The 16,531-nt window shown below is 63.2% G+C and carries 17 protein-coding genes and 1 tRNA gene; 1 reads left to right on the plus strand and 17 read right to left on the minus strand.

Features of this window, described 5'->3' with window-relative positions; translation table 11 throughout:
- The 11 genes from ACQY4Y_RS06780 to ACQY4Y_RS06830 all read right to left on the minus strand — a co-directional run bounded on the left by ACQY4Y_RS06780 (position 1) and on the right by ACQY4Y_RS06830 (position 8,218).
- Positions 1 to 1,497 (minus strand): carboxypeptidase M32, encoded by a 1,497-nt coding sequence (locus ACQY4Y_RS06780; protein ID WP_428489790.1) that lies wholly within the window; start codon positions 1,495 to 1,497, stop codon positions 1 to 3.
- Entirely contained in the window at positions 1,494 to 2,186 is a 693-nt protein-coding gene (locus tag ACQY4Y_RS06785) for an SURF1 family protein (RefSeq protein ID WP_428489791.1), read from the minus strand. Before ACQY4Y_RS06785 ends, ACQY4Y_RS06780 begins: the two co-directional genes overlap by 4 nt.
- Positions 2,183 to 2,470, minus strand: coding sequence for a DUF983 domain-containing protein (locus tag ACQY4Y_RS06790; RefSeq protein ID WP_428489792.1), 288 nt, complete (start codon positions 2,468 to 2,470; stop codon positions 2,183 to 2,185). Before ACQY4Y_RS06790 ends, ACQY4Y_RS06785 begins: the two co-directional genes overlap by 4 nt.
- 78 nt (positions 2,471 to 2,548) lie before the next feature.
- Positions 2,549 to 3,433, minus strand: a complete 885-nt coding sequence (locus ACQY4Y_RS06795) for a cytochrome c oxidase subunit 3 (RefSeq protein ID WP_428489793.1) — start codon at positions 3,431 to 3,433, stop codon at positions 2,549 to 2,551.
- Between the two features lie 107 nt (positions 3,434 to 3,540).
- A complete protein-coding gene (locus ACQY4Y_RS06800; protein WP_428489794.1) occupies positions 3,541 to 4,176 on the minus strand; it encodes a cytochrome c oxidase assembly protein in 636 nt (211 codons plus the stop codon).
- On the minus strand, positions 4,177 to 4,326 hold the full coding sequence (locus tag ACQY4Y_RS06805) for a hypothetical protein (protein ID WP_428489795.1): 150 nt from the start codon (positions 4,324 to 4,326) through the stop codon (positions 4,177 to 4,179).
- 3 nt (positions 4,327 to 4,329) lie between these two features.
- The gene (locus ACQY4Y_RS06810) at positions 4,330 to 5,280 is read right to left on the minus strand and encodes a heme o synthase (protein ID WP_428490749.1); all 951 of its coding nucleotides are present in this window, start codon (positions 5,278 to 5,280) and stop codon (positions 4,330 to 4,332) included.
- A 122-nt stretch (positions 5,281 to 5,402) separates the two neighbouring features.
- Positions 5,403 to 6,236, minus strand: coding sequence for a cytochrome c oxidase subunit II (coxB, locus tag ACQY4Y_RS06815; protein WP_428489796.1), 834 nt, complete (start codon positions 6,234 to 6,236; stop codon positions 5,403 to 5,405).
- A gap of 304 nt (positions 6,237 to 6,540) precedes the next feature.
- A complete protein-coding gene (locus tag ACQY4Y_RS06820; RefSeq protein ID WP_428489797.1) occupies positions 6,541 to 7,221 on the minus strand; it encodes a class I SAM-dependent methyltransferase in 681 nt (226 codons plus the stop codon).
- Between the two features lie 146 nt (positions 7,222 to 7,367).
- Positions 7,368 to 7,616, minus strand: coding sequence for a twin-arginine translocase TatA/TatE family subunit (locus ACQY4Y_RS06825; protein WP_428489798.1), 249 nt, complete (start codon positions 7,614 to 7,616; stop codon positions 7,368 to 7,370).
- A 140-nt stretch (positions 7,617 to 7,756) separates the two neighbouring features.
- Positions 7,757 to 8,218: a 23S rRNA (pseudouridine(1915)-N(3))-methyltransferase RlmH gene (locus tag ACQY4Y_RS06830; protein WP_428489799.1), complete on the minus strand. Its 462-nt coding sequence runs from the start codon at positions 8,216 to 8,218 to the stop codon at positions 7,757 to 7,759.
- Between the two features lie 82 nt (positions 8,219 to 8,300).
- Here ACQY4Y_RS06830 and ACQY4Y_RS06835 point away from each other — a divergent pair.
- Positions 8,301 to 8,375, plus strand: a tRNA-Val gene (locus ACQY4Y_RS06835).
- A gap of 73 nt (positions 8,376 to 8,448) precedes the next feature.
- Here the strand turns inward: ACQY4Y_RS06835 and ACQY4Y_RS06840 are convergent.
- From ACQY4Y_RS06840 to ACQY4Y_RS06865, 6 genes are all read right to left on the minus strand, one after another.
- Positions 8,449 to 11,571: a multidrug efflux RND transporter permease subunit gene (locus ACQY4Y_RS06840; protein WP_428489800.1), complete on the minus strand. Its 3,123-nt coding sequence runs from the start codon at positions 11,569 to 11,571 to the stop codon at positions 8,449 to 8,451.
- 27 nt (positions 11,572 to 11,598) lie between these two features.
- Positions 11,599 to 12,759 (minus strand): efflux RND transporter periplasmic adaptor subunit, encoded by a 1,161-nt coding sequence (locus ACQY4Y_RS06845; protein ID WP_428489801.1) that lies wholly within the window; start codon positions 12,757 to 12,759, stop codon positions 11,599 to 11,601.
- Positions 12,760 to 12,961: 202 nt separating this feature from the next.
- Positions 12,962 to 14,044 carry an LLM class flavin-dependent oxidoreductase gene (locus ACQY4Y_RS06850; RefSeq protein WP_428489802.1) on the minus strand — a complete coding sequence of 361 codons (1,083 nt, stop codon included), beginning with the start codon at positions 14,042 to 14,044 and terminating at the stop codon, positions 12,962 to 12,964.
- 53 nt (positions 14,045 to 14,097) lie between these two features.
- Complete coding sequence (locus ACQY4Y_RS06855; protein WP_428489803.1) at positions 14,098 to 14,832, minus strand: SDR family NAD(P)-dependent oxidoreductase; 735 nt, start codon at positions 14,830 to 14,832, stop codon at positions 14,098 to 14,100.
- Between the two features lie 177 nt (positions 14,833 to 15,009).
- The gene (locus ACQY4Y_RS06860; protein ID WP_428489804.1) at positions 15,010 to 15,462 is read right to left on the minus strand and encodes a hypothetical protein; all 453 of its coding nucleotides are present in this window, start codon (positions 15,460 to 15,462) and stop codon (positions 15,010 to 15,012) included.
- 285 nt (positions 15,463 to 15,747) lie between these two features.
- The gene (locus ACQY4Y_RS06865) at positions 15,748 to 16,512 is read right to left on the minus strand and encodes an SDR family NAD(P)-dependent oxidoreductase (RefSeq protein ID WP_428489805.1); all 765 of its coding nucleotides are present in this window, start codon (positions 16,510 to 16,512) and stop codon (positions 15,748 to 15,750) included.
- Positions 16,513 to 16,531: the final 19 nt, after the last annotated feature.

Raw genomic sequence — 16,531 nt, forward strand, 5'->3', positions numbered from 1 at the left:
TCAGTCGGCACCGTCCAGGTATCGACGGCGCAGGTGCGTCTGGAACGCGAGCGGATCCAACTTGCGGCCGGTAGCTTGCGCCAGGATGTCGTTGAAGCCGAGGCGGCTTCCGACGCCATGGACGTGAACCCTCAGCCAGCCGAGCAGCGGTGAGAGGTCACCGCGGCCGAACGCTTGATCCAGATCGGGAATCTGCTCGCGGGCCGCCTGCATCAGTTGCGCGGCCGCCATCGCGCCCAGGGTGTAGCTTGGGAAGTAGCCGAACGCGCCGTCGTACCAGTGGATGTCCTGCAGGCAGCCCTCTGCATCGTTCGAAGGGGTGATCCCGAGCAGCGCGTGCAGGCCGGCGTTCCAGGCTTCGGGCAGGTCGGCGACGGCAAGATCACCGGCGATCATTGCCTGCTCCAGGCGGAAGCGCAGGATGACATGCGCCGGGTAGGTCATTTCGTCCGCATCGACGCGGATCGTGCTGCGCTGCACGTGGCGCCAGAGCCACGCCAGGTTCTCGAGCCGATACGGGTCCGGCGCGCCGCCGAACGCATCGTGCAGACGGGGGCCGAGCCACCCGAGGAAGGCACTGGAGCGGACGGCCTGCATCTCGACGATCAGCGACTGGCTTTCGTGCGTAGCCATTCCCGCCGCCTCGCCGACCGGCAGGCGCGCATACGCCGCGGGCAGACCACGCTCGTACAAAGCGTGGCCGGTCTCGTGCACGACGGCGAGAACGGCGGAGGTGAAATCGTCTTCGAGATAGCGGGTGGTGATGCGGACGTCCGATGGCGTGCCGCCGGAAAACGGATGCGCGGACTGATCGAGGCGGGCATGTTCGAAGTCAAGCCCGAGACGCTGGACGAGGTCGCGGCACAGCGCGGCTTGAGCCTCGATCGGGAACGGTCCCGGCGGGAGCGTCGGCACCTTGTAGCGGGCCTGGCGTTGCTCGACCGCCGGCAGCGCGGTGCTTAGGAAGTCTTCGTAGGCGGCAAACACCGGAGCCACGTCATCGGCACCGATACCCTGCTGGTAGCCGTCCATCAAGGCGTCGTATGGGCTTACACCCAGCGCGTCGGACAGCGCCGCTGCGGCTTCGCGGGTCAGCCGCACTACTTCTGTCAGATGCGGTCGAACGAAGGCGAAGTCGGCGTTCTTGCGGGCTATCCGCCAGACCTTTTCGCAATCCGAGTCGGCCTTGGCCCGCGCCTCTACCAAATCCGCCGGCACTGCCTTGGCGCGAGCATATTCGTGGCGCATCAAGCGGAGATCGGCTGCCTGCCAGGGATCGGTGGTTTCGGCGGCGGCGAGGTCCGCCTCGATTTCGGGCGCGGTCAGGTGCTGATGGCGCAATACCGCCAGGGCAGCGAGTTGGTCACCGCGTGCCGCGCCGCCTCCCGGGGGCATGACCGCGGCGGCGTCCCATCCAAGCATGGAGGCACATTCGCCGATCGTGGCGATCAGCTTGAACCGGGCGGCCAGACGTTGGTAGGCGGAAGGAGGGGTCATGACCGTTGCGCCTTTCGAACCCAGGCCCCGAATATGACCACCAGTGCCACCGCCAGGCCATACCAGGTGATTACGTAGGACAGATGGTTGTTTGGCGGCCGAGGGAGATGTTGTGCCGGCGCCGGATAGGACGCGCCGTTTGCCGGTCCCAGCGCCACCAGGGTAAACGGCAGCACGTTGCGAACGCCCACCGCCGCGCCGATGGCCGCCGGATCCAGCGTGTAGAATTGGCGCGACGCCGTATCGTCGGTCGGACTGAACCAGTGCTGTGTATCGCCTGGGCGGACATATCCGGTGACGCTGACTACGCCGGTTGGATCATCGACCGCGGTTGCGCTCTGTTGCGGGACCCAGCCGCGATCGACCAGCACGGTTGGGGCGCCGTCGCGCTGCAATGGGACGATCTGATAGGTACCCATGGTGGGGCCGGTATTGGTGTCACGCACGTCGGCGCCGAATTGCACCGCGAGGTCGAAGCGGAAGCGGCCAGTCGCGGAGACCTTGGCGTAGGACGCCGGGTCCGGGGTCAGCGGAGCCGGGGGTGCGGCCTCGGACGCGGCGATCTGTTTCAGGATGCCTTGCTTCCAGTGCAGCCGGTAGATCTGCCAGGTTCCCAGCCCCACCAGGATGGCCAGCATGATCAGGGTGGTCAGGGTGGGAATAAGAAACCGGCTTCGAGCCGATGTCACAATCCCATCTCTTTCCGCCGGGTGCGAAACTGAGCGGCGACGAGCGCGGCCTTGACCGGGCGGGTGATCAGTATCGATAACGGGATGGTCACCGCCGGCCACAGGATCACATGCACCCATAGCGGGGGGTCAAAGCGGAATTCGACCCAGAAAGCGAGGATGACGACGATTGCTCCCAAAATCATGATAACGACGACTGCCCCGGCATCGCCGGTGTCCGATCCGCCGAACTCCAGCCCGCAGACCGGACAGGCCTCTTGCAGGGTCAGCAGGCCGTCGAACACCTTGCCTTCCCCGCAGCGTGGACAGCGGCAGCGCAAAGCCGCCTGAAGGATCGAAATCCGGGGTTCGGCCAAACCGTGCTACTCGGCCGCGATCTGTCCCGCGCCATACCAGTAGATGCAGATGAAGAGGAACAGCCACACGACGTCGACGAAGTGCCAGTACCACGCGGCGGCCTCGAAGCCGAAATGTCGTTCCGGGGTGAACTGCCCGGCCCTGGCTCGAAACCAGCAGACGATCAGGAAACAGGTACCGACGATGACGTGGAAACCGTGGAAGCCGGTCGCCAGGAAAAATACCGATGAATAGACGCCGCCGCCGTTGAACGCGAACGGGGCATGCGAATACTCGATCACCTGACACAGGGTGAAGCTCATGCCCAGCAGGATGGTCAGGCCAAGACCGCGGACCAGATCCCGGCGGTTGCCCTCCAGCAGGCTGTGGTGGGCCCAGGTCACGGTGGTGCCCGACAGAAGCAGGATCATGGTGTTCAGAAACGGCAGATGGAACGGGTCGAAGGTATGGACATTTGTCGGCGGCCAGACCGTCTGGCCGTTGCCCTGGGTACCGGGGAACAACAGGAAGTTGAAATAGGACCAGAAGAAACCGACGAAGAACATCACCTCGCTGCCGATGAAAATCGTCATGCCGTAGCGAAGGCTGAGCCGCACGATGGGACTGTGGGCGCCGGGAGTGCGGCTCTCCAGGATCACCTGGCGCCACCAGAAGAACATCGTCGTCAGCACGGTGAGCACGCCCAGCACGAGGACCACGTAGTTGCCGAAATGCGCCGCCAGGACGATGCCGAACACCGTCATGAACCCGCCGAGGGCGCCGATGATCGGCCACGGGCTGGGGTTCGGCAGGTGATAGGGTTGCTTCAAACCAGTCGTCAGCGAACCGGGTGTCGTCGTCACCGAACCGGTTTGAGCGAGGACTGGTGCTGCTTGCGCGTCGCTGTTCATGCCATACCCATACCAACACCTCCGGGGGAAACCGCCCCGACACGGCCGCCGCATAATCGCCAAATCGCCACCCAGTTCAAGAGGGACGAGGCCTGCTCCGCGCGGCGTCAATTCGTCTGCGAAGATTCCTTGTGTTCAGCTGCCGAAAGCTCCGCCGCCGGCATTGGTCCGACATGCGGTCCCGCCTTGGCGAGGGCTCCGGATTTTGCCGCGTCCCCCAGGGAATGAAAGAACGTGTAGGACAGAGTGATTACCTTGACGTCGGCTGTGTTGGGATCGGTGCGTATCGCCGGATCGACCCAGAAACTGACGGGAAATTCCATCTTTTGATCAGGCGACAGGGTTTGCTGATTGAAGCAGAAGCACGCTGTCTTGTGGAAGTATTTTCCAACCTTGTCGGGGGTTACGTTGTAAAGCGCCCGGCCGGTGATCGGCAGGCTGGACTGGTTGACAGCGTGGTAGAAGGCGACCTGCTGCTCGCCGAGATCGAGCGACACCTCAGGCTGATCCGGCGCGAAGGTCCATGGCAGGCCTGGATTGACATCGGCATTGAAGCGCACCCGGATCGACTGGCCGCTGGAACCCGGAGCCGCCGCCAACCCAATGCTGGGCGTGCCGCCATATCCGGTGGCGGCACAGAACAGCCGGTAGAGCGGGATCGCGGCAAATGACATGCCGACCATGCCGACCGCCGTCGCGGCCAGGATCCACGCGAGGACACCGTTGCGCTGGCCGCGGGTCATTCAGAAATGCGCCATTTTGACAATGGTGATCGCGTAAAACAGCCCGCAAAGACTCAACAGCACGACCAGGATGGCCAAGCTGCGTCCGCGGCGCCGACGTTTCGCCTCGGCGTTGAGTGGTCTGACGGGCAAATGGCTTTCCGCGTCCATCGCCTATCCGACCAGCCGATCGATCGCCAGCGCCCCGAACAGCGCGAACAGATACAGCACCGAATATTTGAATGCGGCCTTGGCTGGGGCATCCCCGGTCAGGCTGTTGCCCTGCGCGTCCTGCCGATCAAGCATCACGCGCACTACGCGTTGCAGAAACACCAGATCCAGCAGGCCGGCGGCTAAGCCATAAAACAGGCCACTGAACCCCATTGCGACCGGGACCAGCGTCAGCGGCACTAGGACGATGGTATACAGCAGGATCTGCCGGCGGGTTTCCCGAGCGCCAGCGACCACCGGCAGCATCGGCACGCCGGCGCGCTGATAATCCTCGTTCGCCCAAAGCGCGAGCGACCAGAAATGCGGCGGCGTCCAGATGAACACGATGCCGAACAGGACAAGCGGGATCAGATCGACCGATCCGGTGACCGCGGCCCAGCCGATCACCGGGGGGAACGCTCCGGCTGCGCCGCCGATGACGATGTTCTGCGGTGTGCGCCGTTTCAGCCACATTGTGTAGACGAAGACGTAGAAGCAAATCGACAGCGCCAGGATCAGCGCCGCCGGAATGTTTACCGCGAGACCCATCACCAGCACGGAACCGACGGCCAGGGTGACGCCGAAGCCCAGCGCGGGGCCGGGCTGGATGCGCCCCGCCGGAATCGGGCGGTTGCGAGTCCGCCGCATGATCGCATCGATATCGCGGTCATACCACATGTTGATCACGCCGCAGGCGCCGGCGGCGACGGTGATGCAAAGGATCGCGGTAAACGCTATCACCGGGTTCAGATGTCCTGGTGCCACCAGCAGCCCGATCGCGCCCGAGAACACGACAAGGGACAGGACACGCGGCTTCAGCAGCGCGATCCAATCACGATAGTCGGCTTCAAGCTCAACCTCGGCTGCATGGGGCAAAGAGGAGGATAGAGCCGTTAGCCCGCGCTCCTCAGCCAAGATCGATGCAGATGTGGTATCACTCACCGTTCAAGTAATCCGCGCTAGTTCCGGGGTATGCGCAACGCAAATGGAGCGGCCGGGATCCATTCCAAGGCTCCGGAAGCCAGTTACGGCCGGGATCACCTTGAGGCCACTTTCGGCAGTTGCTGGGCGGCGGCAGATTTTTTTGTCTGTTCGACCCAGCTTTTGAAATCGGCCTCGGACACCGCGCGCACCGAGATCGGCATGCGGCTGTGATCCAGTCCGCAGATCTGGTTGCACTCGCCGTAGAAGGTACCGATCTTGTCCGCCTCCATCCAGGTTTCGATGGTACGGCCAGGAATCGCGTAGCGCTGCACACCGAAGGCCGGGATGAAGAAGCTGTGGATCACATCCCCGCTGGTGGTCAGGACGCGGATCTTCTTGTTCACCGGTATGACCATTTGATTGTCTACGGTGAGCAGTCGCGGTTGCCCCGGTTTGAGATCCTCGTCGGGGACGTAGCGGCTCTCAATGTCGAGGTTGCCCTGGTCCGGGTAGGTGTATTCCCAATACCATTGGTGGCCGGTGACCTTGATGGTCATGTCAGGGTCCGGAGTGCGGTCCTGGTAGTAGATCAGCCTGAACGATGGGATCGCCATGATCACCAGCACCAGCACCGGGATCACCGTCCAGGCAATCTCCAGGACCGTGTTGTGGCTGGTCTGGCTGGGAACCGGGTTTCGCTTGGAGTTGTAGCGGATCATGACCCAGACCAGGAGGCCGCCAACGAGTAGCGTGATCACGGTGATCATCACCAGCACCAGATCGTTCAGTCGAATCTCCCGATCCTTGATCGGACTGAACGAGCGCTGCATTCCCATTTCCCAGGGGCGGGGTGCGCCGACCACACCTTGAGCCCAGGCGAGGGGCACCGCCGACACGGTGAAACTCCACCCAGCCGCAACCGTCAGGATCCACTTTAACAACCGCATCGATTGACCACCCCAACTCGCCCCGCGGGCCATCTGTTAAATCCCGGCATCGGTATGCCGAGCCTCGCATTCGCCATATCTGGCGAGCTCGTCACGTGGCTGTGTTTCCTTGGCTTCGCTGGCCTGCTCAACCGCCGCGTCCTTCGGATCGCGCGGCGAATTTTGGGGGCGGGACACACGATATCCGGTCATTGGGGCTTCGCTAGCGGACGCGACGGTCAAGATCAAGGTCCAGCACGCACCTTACCGCACGTTCATCCGGATTGGCGCCAATCGGACAGAAGATAGCATCGGTCCCGGGCCGCTAAACCTTCAGTCGGACCAGCGTAAAAATCCCGAAGGGAGGCACCGGGTCAGCCTCGATCCGCGCCAAGTCCTCGGCGGAGAAGATCGCATCCATGGCAAAATCCGGATGCCAGCCAAGTGCGCGTGAGCCTGGTGCCATGGCGCGCTCGAGCCACCACCTTGGTCCCTTGGCCGCGGCAAAATGATTGATCAGCAGGATATCGCCGCCGGGCCGAACCAGGCGGCGCAACTCGGCCAGCAGACGCTTTGGATTTGGTACGACCGAAGCCACGAACATGCCGACAGCTGTATCGAAGGACGCATCCGCGAAGGCTGTCGCCTCGGCATCCATTTCATGCAGTGCCTCGACGTTGGCGAGGTCGTCCTTGCGCGTGCGCTCTCGTGCCTTGCGCAGCATCTCCTTGGACAGATCGATGCCGGTGATCCGCTTATCCGGATTGTAATGCGGCAAGGCCAGACCTGTTCCGACACCGACTTCAAGCACGTCTTTGCCAGGCAATCGGTTCGCCAGCGCGACCGCGCGCAGCCGACCTTTCGAAGAAATCCCGCCGAACACGGTGTCGTAGACGCCGGCCCAGCGCCGGTATGCCTCCACTATCGATGCCTGGTCCAGCGAGACGGCGGGAACCAGTCGCGCCGTCGCAACCGAAGGATTTGGTTTTCTAAGAGCTTGAGTCATCAGCCTCGGGGCACCTTTTTTACCGCCACGGCTCAAAGCCGTGTCGCGCGTCTAACGCTCGCGCGGTGATTACCGACGCCTTAGATTACGATAAGTTTTGGCGCAAGCCGGGCACCGGGGCCGAATTGGGCCCACCTGTGCTTTTTCTAGGAATGTGTCGTCGTTGGCTCGCGGTTACTGGTCGTGGTCTGCGTGCCCGGGCCCGCCAGCGATCCGTTGGGCTTGGACGCGGTTTCCTCCATCGACGCATCATCGGGCTCCGCCATGTTTTTCTTGAAGGACTTAATGCCCTTGGCGAAGTCGCCCATCAACCCGCTGACCTTGTTGCCGCCACCGAACAGCACAAGAATCACCGCCAGCACGATCAGCCAGTGCCAGATGCTGAAGCTACCCATATGTCCTCCACGCCTTACTTGGCGGCCAACCATCCCCGGCATAGCCGCCGTTTAGACCGCCGGGGCAATCGCTCAGACGCCATGTTGCTGACATGGCGCGACTCGCGGGTTGATGCAAGCACCGTTTGCCAGCCCGGGGATCACTCCGACGGGCGGCCGTCGCGGTGATACGGGTGACCGCGCAGGATTGATTGGGCACGATAGAGTTGTTCAGCCAGCATCGCCCGAACCAGGAAATGTGGCCAGGTCATTACGCCAAGCGACAGGATGTAATCGGCTTGACGGAGGACTGAGGCGTCCAAGCCCTCGGCTCCGCCGATCAGGAAACAGACCGCTCGGGCAAGTCGGGACCACTGGTCCAGATGTTGAGCAAACGCTTGGCTGGCCAAGGCCTCACCGCCAAGGTCCAGGGCGACGACGAAACCTTGCTTCGGCACGGCATTGAGTAATCCAGCCGCTTCCTTGCGCTTGATGACCAGAGCCGAGCCGCGCTCTTGGGGCATTTCGGTGACCGAGATGCGTGGCCGAAGCCGGGTGTTGTAGCGCTCGAACAATTCGCATTCAGGGCCGCCGCGCAGCCTTCCGATGGCGATAAGATGCATGGGTCGGGTGCTTCTTCTGCTACGCGTCCGACCTTGCGGAGCGGTCGCGGCGCACGCTAAACAGGCCGCTACCTGGTGAAACGGGCGCGTAGCTCAGCGGGAGAGCACTACCTTGACACGGTAGGGGTCACAGGTTCAATCCCTGTCGCGCCCACCAGTTGCGATATCAGCCGGCAGGCCGTTTGGGCGCGAGTTGGATTGCCGAGCGGTTCCCTGCATTCTGGAGCCGATCAGTCTGCCTCGGCGCCCATCTTGGCAGCCAAGGCCGGCATCCGCGACCGGCGCGGCGACAACCAATGCTGCAGCCTGTCGAGGTAGAGATAGATCACCGGCGTCGTGTAGAGCGTGAGTATCTGGCTCAGCGCCAGACCGCCGACCATGGCGAAGCCAAGCGGCCGGCGCAGCTCCGATCCAGCGCCGGTGCCGAGCATCAGCGGGATGCCGGCGAGCATCGCGGCCATCGTGGTCATGAAGATCGGGCGAAAGCGTAACAAACACGCCTGACGGATCGCGGCAAGCGGCGCGACGCCATCACGTCGCTCGGCGTTGATGGCGAAATCGACCATCATGATGCCGTTTTTCTTGACGATGCCGATCAGCAGGATGATGCCGATCAGCGCGATAACGGTGAGCTCGTAGTGGAAAAGCATCAGCATCAGGAGCGCGCCGACACCGGCCGACGGCAAGGTCGATAGAATGGTCAGCGGCAGGATGTAGCTCTCATACAGGATGCCCAGGATGATGTAGACGGTGATCAGCGCGGCGGCGATCAGATACGGCTGGCTGGACAGCGACGACTGGAACGCCTGCGCGGTGCCCTGGAAAGAACTTTGCAGCGTCACCGGCGTACCCATGTCGCGCATCGCGGTGTTGATCGCATCCACCGCCTGCCCGAGCGCGACACCCTGCGCCAAATTGAACGAGATCGTCACCGCCGGGAACTGGCTCTGATGGCTGATGGAAAGTGGTTGCACCGGCGCGGTCGACCATTTGGCGAATGACGAAATCGGCACCGACTGACCGGTGGTCGAATGGACATACAGCTTATCGAGCGTCTGCACGTCGGACACCTGGCCGGGCATCGCTTCCAGGATCAAGTGATAGGAGTTCACCTGGCTGAAGTACTGGGTGATCTGTCGCTGCCCGAAAGCGTCGTAGATCGTGTCGTCGATCACCTGTGGTTGCACTCCGAACCTGGCTGCCTTGTCGCGATCGATCGTCAGCGTAACCGTGGTGCCCCCGGTCTGCTGATCGCTGGTCACGTCGCGCAGCATCGGCAAGCTTTGCAGCCTGGCGAGAACCTTGGGCGACCATTTGAACAACTCGTCGAAGTCGGCGTCCTGCAGCGTGTATTGAAATTCGGTCTTGGTCAGCCGGCCACCGACGCGAATGTCCTGGGCGGCCTGCAGGAAGGCCGCGCCGCCCGACACCGCGGCGAATTTCGGCCGCAGGCGCGCGATGTATTGCTGGACGGACCCGCCGACCCGCTGATCCCAGGGTTTCAGCGCGATGTAGATACGCCCGTTGTTGCCGGTTTGGCCGCCGACGCCGGCCCCGACTGTCGCTCCGTAGGCCGCGGTGTCCGGATCGGCGGCGACAATGTCGTTCAGCTTCTGCTGAATCCGCGACATCTGCTGGAACGAGATATCCTGTGACCCCTCGGTGACACCGAACGCCACGCCCGTGTCCTGAGCCGGAAAAAATCCCTTGGGGATGATGATGTAAAGGTAGATCGTCAGCGACGCGGTCGCCAGAAACACCAGCAGGGTGATGAAACGGAATCGCAGCGCGATATCGAGCGTGCGGCGATAGAACGCGATCAGGGCGTCGAAAAAGCCCTCGATCAGCCGGTAGGCCCAATTGTGCTGGCCGCTGTGATGACGCAGGAAGCGGGAGCACATCATCGGCGTAAGGGTCAGCGAGATGAACGCCGACAGCATCACCGCGATAGTGATCGTCATGGCGAATTCGCGGAACAGACGACCGACGATGCCGCCCATCAGCAGCAGCGGAATGAACACCGCGACCAGCGAAAAGCTGATCGAGATGATGGTGAAGCCGATTTCCGCCGCACCCTTCAAGGCGGCGTCCATCGGGTCCATGCCGTGCTCGATATGGCGGAAGATGTTCTCGAGCATGACGATGGCATCGTCCACCACAAACCCGACCGCGATGGTCAGCGCCATTAGCGACAGATTGTCCACGCTGTAGCCGAACAGGTACATCGCCGCGAAGGTGCAGATCAGCGCCACCGGCACAGTCACAGATGGGATGATCGTCGCCCACAGGCTGCGCAGAAACAGGAAGATGACCATCACCACCAGGGCAACCGAGAGGATCAAGGTAAACTGCACGTCCGCGACCGAGGCTCGGATGGTCTGCGTCCGATCCATTATGACGCTGACGTGCACCGATGGCGGAATCGAGGCTTCCAGGTGCGGCAGCGCAGCCTTGATGGCGTCCACCGTGTCGATGACATTGGCGCCGGGCTGCTTGAACACCACAAGCAGGATCCCCCGCTTGCCGTTTTGCCAGCCGGCGAGAAGATTGTTTTCCGGACCGTCGATCGCCCGGCCGATATCGCGCACCCGCACCGGCGCGCCGTTGCGCCAGGCCAGGATGACATCGTCGTACTGCGCCGCCGTGGTGAGCTGATCATTGTCGTAGACGGCGAACGACTGGCGCGCGGTGTTGATGGTGCCTTTCGGCGAGTCGACGGTGGTGTTGACCAGGACACCGCGAGCGTCCTCCAGCGTCAGGCCCATCGCGGCCAGCTTCGCGGGATCGACCTGCACCCGCACGGCGCGCTTTTGCTCGCCGCCGATCAGCACCTGCGACACGCCGGCGATTTGGGACAACTGCTGCGACAGCACCACGTCGGCATAGTCGTCCACCTTGATCAGCGGCACCTCGTCGGATTGGACCGACAGGATCACGATCGGCGAATCGGACGGGTTGACCTTACGATAGGTTGGATTGGACGGAAGGTTTTTCGGCAACTGGCCGCTGGCCGCGTTGATCGCGGCCTGCACGTCGCCGGCGGCGGCGTCGATGTTGCGGTCGAGGTCGAATTGCAAAATGACCTGTGACTGACCCAAGACGTTGACCGATGTGAGTTGCGCCATGCCCGGGATCTGGGCGAATTGCTTCTCCAGCGGCTGCGCCACCGTGGCGGCCATGGTTTCCGGGCTGGCGCCAGGGTAGTTGGCGGTCACCGTGATGGTGGGGAATTCCACCCGCGGCAACGGCGCCACCGGCAGGAACGGGTAGGCGGCGAGGCCGATCAGCACGAGGGCGGCCGTCAGCAGCGATGTGGCGATCGGTCTTCGGATGAACGGGGTCGAGATGCTCATTGTGGCGATCCGTCCCCCGCCGCTCGATCAGCTACCGGACTTGGCGGGCGCGGCCCGGGCAGGAGCGGCCTGGGCTTCTCGGACCGTGACATGGGCACCGGCCTGCAGCCGCGACTGACCGGATGCGACGACAACCGCACCCTCGGCGAGCCCAGCGGAGACGACATAAAGGTCGGCTTCCTGGCGGCCCACCTGGATCGGCTCAACCGTTACGACATCGTTCTGACCAACCTGATAGACGAAGAGACCCGCGGGCCCATGCTGCACCGCGGTCGCCGCGACCGTCATTACATTGGTTTGGGTTCCCAACCGCAACCTGGCGTTGACGAACTGACCCGGCCAAAGCGTTTGCCGGTCGTTGGGGAATTTCGCCTTCAGCTTGATCGTTCCTGTTGTGGTATCGATCGTGTTGTCCGGTGTCAGTAGAATGCCACGGCCGAGCTCGGTTGCGTTATCGCTGGCGTAGACCACAACGTCGAGCGGGTGTTTCGCCATCGCCTGCATGATCTGCGGCAGATTGTCCTGCGGCAGGGTGAAGGTGACGTTGATCGGACGGATCTGGGTCACCGAAATGATCGGGGTTGCCTCGGCCGAATGCACGATGTTGCCTGGATCGACGTTGCGCAGACCGATGCGACCGTCGAACGGCGAGGTCATGTAGCAGAAGCTAAGATTGAGCTGAGCAGTCTCGATCTGGGCATCGTCGCCCAGCAGCGCCGCGGAGAACTGCTTCACCATCGCCTGTTGGGTGTCATACTGCTGGTGTGAGGCGAAATCCTGCCGCACCAGGGAGGCGTAGCGGGCAAGATCGGCCTGTGCGTTGGAAAGCTGGGCCTGATCTTGCTGTTTCTTCGCAACAGCCGAGTCCAAGGCCGCCTGATACGGCCGTGGGTCAATGACCGCCAGCAGATCGCCCTGCTTGACCTCCTGCCCTTCCTTGACCGGCACCCGTGTTAGCGTTCCGTCGACGCGGGGACGAAGCTGAACAGCGTAATGGGCCTGAACCGTGCCAAGTCCATGCAGCCAGATCGGCACATCCTCGCGGACCGCCTTGGTGACCGTCACCGGAACCGCCGGACTTTGCAGCCTGGGTTGGGCGACACCAGGGACCGAGAGACAGGCGAGCAGCCCGGCCGAAGCGAGGCCGCGCCACAAGGAACGCCGTTCAAGACCAGCCTTCAGCGTCATCCTGATTTGCCCTATCGCCAAATTCTCGTCCCGGATCGGCGCCCTGTTCGAGCTTTGAGCGACCGTGATTACATCGCGGTCGCCCATCACAGCGCATCATTGATTAAAGTTCAATTAATCACCAGAGACAAAATTCGTTGGCTTCGAGACACCTCTGGTCACATTAAACGGCATCTTTCGGTCGCTTGAAAGAATGACCTGTTCACGCGGCGCGGGCGGCGGTGCGTTCCTCGATCAGCCGCCTGGTCAGCGGCAGCAAATCCTGACCATAAGCGATATTGTCGGCCAATGGGTTGAAGCCGCGGATCAGGAAAGTAGTAACGCCCAGGTCGTAGTAATCGCAAAGTGCCTCGGCCACCTGTTGCGGCGTGCCGACCAGGCTGGTGGAATTGCCGCTCGCGCCGGTCAGCAGGGCGGCGCCCATCCAAAGCCGCTTGTCGAGACGTTCGCCCCCTGCCGCGGCGGCCAGGAGGCGTTTCGATCCCTCATTGGCGGGGTTGCGGGGACCCAACCCCGCCGCGGCACGACGCTCGATAATACGTTGCTTGATCGACTCGGCGCGGACCCAGGCTTCATCCTCGGTCGCGGCGAGAATTGGGCGGAGCGAAAGGCTGACGCGGACCGTGCGATCGTGCTTGGCCGCCTCGGCGCGCAGCCTGGCGGTGATCTCGCGCACCTGGTCGTGGGTTTCACCCCACAAGGCGTATACGTCGGCATGCTTCGCGCTGACCGCGATTGCCGCAGCGGAGGCACCGCCGAAGTAGATCGGTATACGCGGCCGCTGCACGCAGCGCTGCGCCGTCGACGCGCCGGCGAAGCGGTAGAACTGGCCGTCGTGATCGACGGTTGGGCCCGGTTCGGTCCAGATCCGCTTCAGTATCGAGACATATTCATCGGTCCGAGCGTAACGCTCTTCCTTGGCGAGCGTATCGCCGTCGCGGAACTGATCGGTATCATCACCGCCGCTGATGACATGGATGGCCGCCCGACCGCCGGTGATCTGGTCGAGCGTGGCGAACTTGCGGGCCGCCAGCGTTGGAGCAACGAAGCCTGGGCGGTGGGCAACCAGAAAACCCAGCCGGTCGGTGTGCGCGGCGGCGGCGGCGGCAACCAGGAAACCATCCGGCCCGTCGGAAAAGTAGCCGACCAGAACCTTATCGAAGCCTCCACCCTCGGCAGCCTGCGCGAAGTCGCGAATGTAGCCGCGGTCCACGATGACCGCGGGTGGCGCGATAATCTCCGATGCCTCGCGGTGATGAATCATGCCAATGAATTCGACGGTCATTGCGGTGCCTTCTGAAGGATCGTCATAGTCGGTTCAGTGCAAGCTCGGACGACCTACAAAGTGGCGCCGCCGTCGATCGCGACCTCGGCACCGGTGATGTAACGGCTCTCGTCGGAGATCAGGAACAGCACGAGGTCGGCGACTTCCTCGGGCGCGCCCATGCGCTGCATCGGCACGGCTTGCAGGCGTCGCTGGTTCTGCTCCTTTGTGCGAACGTCCAGCATCGGCGTGTCGATCGGGCCGGGGTGGATCGAGTTCACCCGGATCTTGCGCGACGCGAGATCGATGGCGGCGGCCTTGGTCATGCCGCGAAGCGCCCATTTGGTGGCGCTGTAGGCGATCGCGCCGGGTGAGCCGCGCAGGCCGGCGACGGAGGAAACGTTGACGATGGCGCCACCGCCGCAACGCTCCATCAGCGGCACGACCGCTTTCATGCCGAGGAACGGGCCAAGCTGGTTGATGCGCATGTGCTGCTCGAATAGCGCTGCGTCGGTCTCCATCAGCGTTCGCGGCTGATAGATGCCGGCGTTGTTGATCAGGCCGTGCAGGCCGCCAAGGGTCTCGGCGGCGGCGACGGCCTGGCGCCAATCGGCTTCGCTGGCAACGTCGTGACGAAGGAAGACGGCTGCGTCCTTGCCCAGTTCCTCAGCGAGTTGACGGCCTTGGGCTTCCAGCACATCGGTGAGGACGACGCGTGCGCCCTCGCGGACGAACAGGCGCGCCTCCGCGGCCCCCTGGCCGCGCGCGGCGCCCGTTATCAGCACGATTTTATTGTGCAGACGTGGCATCGAACGGATCTCCTGGTTTCCCAGGAGGAGAAGCGGCGGAGCTCGGCTTGTCAACTTCGCCACGGTCGGGCCCGGGGATGTCAGTCGTTTCTGGTTCGGCCACCCCGTAGTGTGGCGCGAACGCGTCCAGCGGTTGCGGCAGGCGGCGTTGGGCTGCCCGCCGCTGTCAGCAGATCCTTAAGAGGGGCAGGCCTTGCCGCCGCTGGGGTGATCGCCAGCCGCGGTCGCGGCGGCCTGAGTCATGAACGCGCCGGACTTTGTTTTGCCGTAATAGCGGTCGCCCGGACAGTGGTAGACCTTGCTGGCACTATTGACCCAAACTTGGCCGGGACCACCCACCTTGGCCGAGGCGGTGTTGGAAGTTCGGCCCGGAACACTGGGCGGGGGTGCGGCTGTAGCCGACCGAGTGGGCGGGGCGGCGGCAGGCGCCATGCCAGGCGCGGCCCGGGTGGCCGCGGCGGTGCCCCAAGAAGCGACGCCCTTATGACCGCGGCAGGCGCCGGTGCGGGTGGTTCCGGAGAAGCTCGTGCCATCCTTGCAAGTGGCGGTCACCGATGCTGTTTGCCCGTAAGCGACGGGTGCCAGCAGCAATCCGGCTCCCATCATGGCAGCGAAAAGTGCAGGTTTCATGACGACTTCCTTAAAGCTCCGGCCGAACCGTGATGGAATTTGCCGGCTATCGGCAAGACAAATGCGTATCAAAATCGATCACAAATAGGACTATTCGGGTACGTCATTATGCCGATCACGGAGTTTTACTTGCATGTATTCAGGCGAAATGGTCCTCAAAGGATCGAAAGCCGCCGGCCCAGCGTAAATATGCCCACGGGCGGTCTGGCGGTCTTTGCGGATTGGCCTTGGTGTGCCGGGCCGATTTTCATTACGAATCCAGTCAGACTGATCCGCCGTCTTTTGCTATTCCGCCGTCCATCCGCCATCCACCACAAGCGCGGTACCGGTCACCAAAGCCGCGGCGTCGCTCGCCAGAAACACCACCGCGCCCATCAGATCCTCGACCGTGCCCAGCCGCCCCAGCTTGATGCGGCACAGAACGTCATCGCGAAACGTCTGGTTCTCGAAGAACGGTCTGGTCAACGGCGTGTCGATAAAGGTTGGACCGATGGAATTCACTCGAATGCCCAGCGGGGCCAGATCGATCGCCATGGCTTTGGTCAGACCTTCGATGCCGTGCTTTGTCACGCAGTAGACGGTGCGGTCGCTGCCTCCGACATGGCCCATCTGGGACGAAATATGGATGATCGACCCAGCCTTGCCGGCGGCGGCCATGCCACGCGCCACAGTTTGGGCAACGAAATAGGCGGCTCTCAGGTTCAGGTCGGTGATCGCGTCATAGTCGTCCTCGGTTACCGCCAGAAAGCTTCGAGGTCGGTTGGTGCCCGCGTTGTTGACCAGGATTTCGAACGGGCCGGCGGCGCCGATGACGGCGCGGACGGCAGGGAGATCGGTGACGTCCAAAACCAGTGCCGAGGCCTGGCCGCCGGCATCTCGGATCTGCTGGGCGGCTGCCGTGATCTCGTCGGCGGTGCGGGCGATCAGCGTGACGTGGGCGCCGACCTCAGCCAGGGCGGCGGCGGCGGCCAGCCCGATGCCGCGCCCCGCGCCGATGACCAGCGCGCGCCGGCCGTCGAGTCGCATCGAGGGGAGGCGAGGCAGGGTCATCAACCGAGCTCCGGCCACC

Origin of the sequence: Rhodopila sp. (assembly GCF_965277165.1) — a bacterium.
Taxonomy (GTDB): domain Bacteria; phylum Pseudomonadota; class Alphaproteobacteria; order Acetobacterales; family Acetobacteraceae; genus Rhodopila.

What these genes read in the sequence shown, in the direction of transcription:
- ACQY4Y_RS06820 (WP_428489797.1), bottom strand. Translation starts at nt 7,221, where the DNA reads ATGACTCAAGCTCTTAGAAAACCAAATCCTTCGGTTGCGACGGCGCGA.
- ACQY4Y_RS06845 (WP_428489801.1), bottom strand. Translation starts at nt 12,759, where the DNA reads ATGACGCTGAAGGCTGGTCTTGAACGGCGTTCCTTGTGGCGCGGCCTC.
- ACQY4Y_RS06855 (WP_428489803.1), bottom strand. Translation starts at nt 14,832, where the DNA reads ATGCCACGTCTGCACAATAAAATCGTGCTGATAACGGGCGCCGCGCGC.
- ACQY4Y_RS06840 (WP_428489800.1), bottom strand. Translation starts at nt 11,571, where the DNA reads ATGAGCATCTCGACCCCGTTCATCCGAAGACCGATCGCCACATCGCTG.
- ACQY4Y_RS06865 (WP_428489805.1), bottom strand. Translation starts at nt 16,512, where the DNA reads ATGACCCTGCCTCGCCTCCCCTCGATGCGACTCGACGGCCGGCGCGCG.
- ACQY4Y_RS06860 (WP_428489804.1), bottom strand. Translation starts at nt 15,462, where the DNA reads ATGAAACCTGCACTTTTCGCTGCCATGATGGGAGCCGGATTGCTGCTG.
- ACQY4Y_RS06780 (WP_428489790.1), bottom strand. Translation starts at nt 1,497, where the DNA reads ATGACCCCTCCTTCCGCCTACCAACGTCTGGCCGCCCGGTTCAAGCTG.
- coxB (WP_428489796.1), bottom strand. Translation starts at nt 6,236, where the DNA reads ATGCGGTTGTTAAAGTGGATCCTGACGGTTGCGGCTGGGTGGAGTTTC.
- ACQY4Y_RS06805 (WP_428489795.1), bottom strand. Translation starts at nt 4,326, where the DNA reads ATGGACGCGGAAAGCCATTTGCCCGTCAGACCACTCAACGCCGAGGCG.
- ACQY4Y_RS06830 (WP_428489799.1), bottom strand. Translation starts at nt 8,218, where the DNA reads ATGCATCTTATCGCCATCGGAAGGCTGCGCGGCGGCCCTGAATGCGAA.
- ACQY4Y_RS06795 (WP_428489793.1), bottom strand. Translation starts at nt 3,433, where the DNA reads ATGAACAGCGACGCGCAAGCAGCACCAGTCCTCGCTCAAACCGGTTCG.
- ACQY4Y_RS06850 (WP_428489802.1), bottom strand. Translation starts at nt 14,044, where the DNA reads ATGACCGTCGAATTCATTGGCATGATTCATCACCGCGAGGCATCGGAG.
- ACQY4Y_RS06800 (WP_428489794.1), bottom strand. Translation starts at nt 4,176, where the DNA reads ATGACCCGCGGCCAGCGCAACGGTGTCCTCGCGTGGATCCTGGCCGCG.
- ACQY4Y_RS06825 (WP_428489798.1), bottom strand. Translation starts at nt 7,616, where the DNA reads ATGGGTAGCTTCAGCATCTGGCACTGGCTGATCGTGCTGGCGGTGATT.